This is a genomic window from Occallatibacter sp., assembly GCF_049582745.1.
Taxonomy (GTDB): Bacteria; Acidobacteriota; Terriglobia; order Terriglobales; family Acidobacteriaceae; genus Telmatobacter.
This window is the reverse complement of record NZ_JBAUUO010000167.1, coordinates 1-4,579: the sequence shown is the minus strand read 5'-3', so window position 1 is coordinate 4,579 and position 4,579 is coordinate 1. Positions and strand designations below refer to the sequence as shown.

At 56.8% G+C, this 4,579-nt stretch carries 2 protein-coding genes; one reads left to right on the top strand and one right to left on the bottom strand.

Features of this window, described 5'->3' with window-relative positions; genetic code table 11:
• The first annotated feature begins 107 nt into the window (after positions 1-107).
• The gene (locus WCA10_RS23465; protein ID WP_472824967.1) at positions 108-425 is read left to right on the top strand and encodes an amidohydrolase family protein; all 318 of its coding nucleotides are present in this window, start codon (positions 108-110) and stop codon (positions 423-425) included.
• 1,062 nt (positions 426-1,487) lie between these two features.
• On the opposite strand, the gene WCA10_RS23460 is transcribed toward WCA10_RS23465, so the two are convergent.
• A complete protein-coding gene (locus tag WCA10_RS23460; protein WP_472824966.1) occupies positions 1,488-4,130 on the bottom strand; it encodes a VWA domain-containing protein in 2,643 nt (880 codons plus the stop codon).
• Positions 4,131-4,579: the final 449 nt, after the last annotated feature.

The following is a 4,579-nucleotide window of genomic DNA, read 5'->3' as shown; positions in this document are numbered from 1 at the left end:
AAAACCGCACAGAAAGCTTGCTATAAGCTTCCAACGGAATTACTGCCTGCGCACACCAGATCGAACACCAGCCCTGCGAATCGCCGAATCAGCCTTGGCAAAACGCTATGCCCGACACACACCTAGGTTCGGACGGGCCAACCAATCCCTATCTCAATATCATGCTTGCCTCTCTTCATCCCAACCGCCCATCCGAAGCCCTCACGCGTGAACAGGCAGTCATCGCCTACACCCTCACATCGGCATACGCCGAATTTGCGGAAAAAGACAAAGGTAGTCTGGAACCAGGGAAGCTCGCCGACCTGGCTGTTCTCTCGCAGGATATTTTCACTGTTGATGCCTCGGATCTACCCAAGACAGAATCCCTGCTGACCATGGTCGGCGGAAAGATCGTGTACGACGCAAAAGTAATCCCACACCAGTAGTCGAGTTAGCGGCAGGTGGCCACTCACAACGTCGTGCCTCACTAGTCCGCCGCTTCATCCAATGAGTGGGATCGGCAATAAATGCGGCGGAAACTCCGCGAAGGTCTGTGCCCCATCGGGTACCCTCGGGTCGGCGAGCTTCATCGCGATGACTGCGTCTCGAAGCCTCGCCTTATATATGGTCTTTATTCGGGGAGTTACGCCCGGTTCGACGGAGGGTTCTCCGCTTTATTTTGACTTGTAGCCCATTTTCTTTTGGGCCTCAGTCGCAGCAATTCTTCCACCACGTACCCGGCTTTCGTTCCATCGGTGAAAGTCACGAGGACTCCATCGTCGCTGTCCTGTTCCACTGTAAAGATTCGAACTGGGCTGAACATAAACGAAGATATACCAACAATCAGTCCGATCTGTCTGTGTAGTTTTAGACATTCATTTTGCGGCTTCAAGTCGGTCCGCGGATACTCGAAGCCTCTCCCCTACTCCACTCGCATGCACGGTGCAAACGCGGGCCGAGACGCGGCAAGCCCGACCGGAGCGAAGCGCAGGGAGCACCGCGTATCAGCCGGTGAATTTGGTGTATCTATGGTTCTTTATCCGCGCGGAAGAAGGTAACCCCTTCCATCCCCTTCGCCGGTGCGAGCCTGCGTATCCACGGTGCGGACTGTGCACCGATGGCAGGCTCGCATCTTCCGCGCGGTACGGGCTCCTTTTTATCTATGGTCTTTTAGTCGAGGCGCAGCCCCACCAGGGGGCGTGGCGCACGGGGGAGGGGCGCGCGCGACGGGCCACTATCTCCCGCAGGTTTGATAACGCGTGTTCTGTCCGGCTCGCGTGCCCTTGGCTGTGGATGCGTCGGACTGGCACGGCGAGAGGATAGAACACTCGTTATCTGACCTTGGCGGTGTTGCCCCTGAGCGCGCGCCCTTGTTTTTTATCTATGGCCTTTTATTCGGGGCGTGCCCTGGCTGATGCGCTGCGGTGACTGATGAGTGACTTCCGAGTGGTCCACTTCCGAGTGGTCCAATTCGCTCTGAACTCGGGATTTCCCCGGCATTCGCGCACTCACAATGGAGAGTAGGTCTTCTGCTCTTTCCGCTTCTCCGGCCTGGGCATGAAGTATCCGCGTCGCGCCTGAACGTGCATCCCCTCACGATCAACCTTCACTGTAAGGCGATGATAGCTACCATTTGCCTTCACGCCGTCGAGAGGAACCTCGAGCGCATAGACGACAGCTGGCGCCTCCGTGATGGCCTTGAATCCGGCGTCGAGATCGTTGCTGTTGTGAAAGAAGGTGCCGCCGGTGCCATCGGCGAGTTCTCCCATCGCGTCCTCCGCCAGCTTCATGGAGGTGCGCCGGTAGTCTGACACCTGGTCCGGTATCCTTCCTCGCAGGTTGTCACTGGCTGTCAGGGATGAGGTGTACAAACCGCGTGCATCAAGGGCACTGATCGTTACATTGGATTCTGCCGCAAGGTCCATAACGTGCGATTCTTCGGTGCGCGACTGTTGATCTAACGGAAGGATGCCGGATGAAACGAGGATGAGGGTGCGCTGTCCTGGCAGATTGGCCATCCTGCGTACAAACTCTTTGATCGCCGCGTAGGTAACCAGAACGTCCTGACGGCCCGTATTCAATGCACGCATTGCTGCCGAATCGGCCAGTCTCTCAGCCTGGTTGATATCCGTCTGTGGGTTAATGCCGGGATTGCAATGGAGCACCTGGTGGACCGCATCGCTCCTTGCCTCGGCATCACTCTGCTCCACGATCAGGTTTGCCTGGTAGTAGCTGATATAGATGCAATCGGCGGCGGAGGACCTGTAGGTTTCCTGCGGGCGAAGACTCTTCAGCGCTTCCTGCAACTTCGCTTGATCACGCGTGAGACCGCTGTTGACGCTCCCGGATGCGGAAACAACAGCGGCCACATCGGACCCGCTCAAGGTGTCGTCGAGAACCTGGGAGGCGGCCTTTGTTGAATGCGCGATGTCTTCGTAGCTCAGGTGCAGATCGTCGAAGAGAAGGACTGTGACGCGCTCAGGCAGAATGGAGGATGGTATTGCCGCTTTGTCTTGTGCCGGCGGATGCTGATCGGACTCTGTGGCAATCGCACCGTGGCTTCCAACGGAACTGCGCTTCTCCACAACGAATCCAGAGACCGGTCGCGACTTGCCTTCATCGAACACCTGGAAGTCCTCTTTCTTCAAATCTGCAACCGTGCGTCCCTCCTTGTCGCGCACCACGACGGGCACCAGGACCCGGTCGACATTTAGTTGGATCGGGGGACCACTGGACTGTATTCCGGCCTCCGGCGAGGAGGGCACCGGCGAAGACGAAGCTGGTTGTGCCTGGTTGGCGGCGCTGGACACCTTGGTTGGCGCATCGGGCAGTGGGACGGTTGCAGGCGGCCGTTCCGACACTAGGTTGGTTGCGATAGCTGATGGGTTCGCTTCAGACATCTCCTCCTTCTCAACCGGCGCAGCCGCGGCAACGTTTGACGGCTCATTGACCGATTGGATTGCGCTCTGCTCTGGTACCGGCATAGCGGGAGCGGCTTCAGGATGCGATCCCTGTCCAGCAACAGGCGAAGCCTGGTCACTGAGTGTGCTTTCCGTACGGGGTGTCGCCGGTAATCCTGATGCAGTGGCCTGCTCATCGAGAATCCGCGAGGTAGAAGCGAACATGTGATAGTCGGTGAACAGGTTCTCATTCAGCCACTCGGTGGGAGCGCCTTCCAGGCTGGCATTGACAGTGGCCGGAGCCGATGAGAGTGCCAGACTTCGCACCGGGCATATCAACGTCTTTTCGGCGATCGCGACTGGACCATACTCCACGAGGATCGCACCACGTTCAATGGTCGAATTCCCCTTCAAATCGGCCACCAGCGTCACGCGAAGGATTGTCCCTGTAGCTGGATCAATCCACAAGGATCCTTGATAACCGGGTTTGGTACGAACCATCGCGGTCTTTGAAGAAGCTGTCATTGCAGACATTCCGCCAGTCCGAGCCCACCGGTTTGAGCCCCCATTCGGCTGAATCTGCTCTCTGGGAGTATCAATTTCGTAGTGCGACGCTGTCTTGGGAACCTGATAGTGAAAGACTGCCATTAGACCCGAAGAAGTCTGTTCCCAGTGGCTCCACGACGTCTCTCCTTGACTGGAATCGCCCAGGATGATCAGGAGTGTGGAACCGAATTCGCCCCAGGTCATGAGTCCGCCTTGCGCGGGCGAGGTTGTGGTCTTGGTGCGTATCGATGGATTCTCTCTCTCGTTCCGAACGGAAACCTCTGTCTTTGAAGTGCCAATCAAGTGCAGCCCAATTCGCTGGAGATACCCTCCCTTCGTCACTTCCTGTGGACTGTCGTCGAAGTTGAGAGTAGTTCGCGTAGCAAGCAGGTTGGGCAGATTCGGTAATGACTGGACTGCATACCTTTTCGCTGTCTCCAGCAACTGTTGCTGCGTGGACGCGTCAGGTGCGGGCGTGGCTGGCAATTCGTTCGCAGGCGGCTCGAGAAATGCTGACCTGTCTGCCAACAAGAGCAACGCCATTGCCGGTTGAGAACCGCTCGCGAATTTATTCAATCGTGCGAGCGCCACGTCGGTAAGCCGCTCCGAGAGTTCAATTTCACTGATCTTTCGCGCGATCTCGATATCCGACTTGTGCGCGGCTCTCTCTGTGAGCAGCATTTGCTCGAATTGCGCAACGGTCATTCGCTTTGCTGCCCATGACGGGACCGCGATTATTGGCAGAAACACCGAAATCAGGAGCCACCGCATCATGAAACTCCATTTTTCCACCACACGGCGCATAAATGGCGAAATCGCCAATCGAAGAAAGAGTACTCCCTCTTTGCACAACGAGGTCAATCGCCATCGATTTGCAATTCTGGTGGCTCCAGAGTGGGGTCGTTTGCGAGGAACGTCGCTTCTATTCCGGCTCTACAGTCTTAGACTGCTGGCTTGAAATCAGGTTGCGCGAGGAGCATATAAACTCAGGTCGTTCCGAAATGTTCGTCCAAGGCATGGAGTTCTGGTCGCAGTAGGGACGATCATCACTGATCGCCCCCTGCGCAGATCCGTACGAGCGCGTCTACGCATACGGCTCTTATGAAGGATGAGTGGCGTAGAAGCGAGCATCGGGATAGGGATGCAGGACGTGG

Bases quoted from the DNA above. Each gene is read 5' to 3' on its own strand.
- WCA10_RS23465 (WP_472824967.1), top strand. From the start codon at position 108: ATGCCCGACACACACCTAGGTTCGGACGGGCCAACCAATCCCTATCTC.
- WCA10_RS23460 (WP_472824966.1), bottom strand. From the start codon at position 4,130: ATGACCGTTGCGCAATTCGAGCAAATGCTGCTCACAGAGAGAGCCGCG.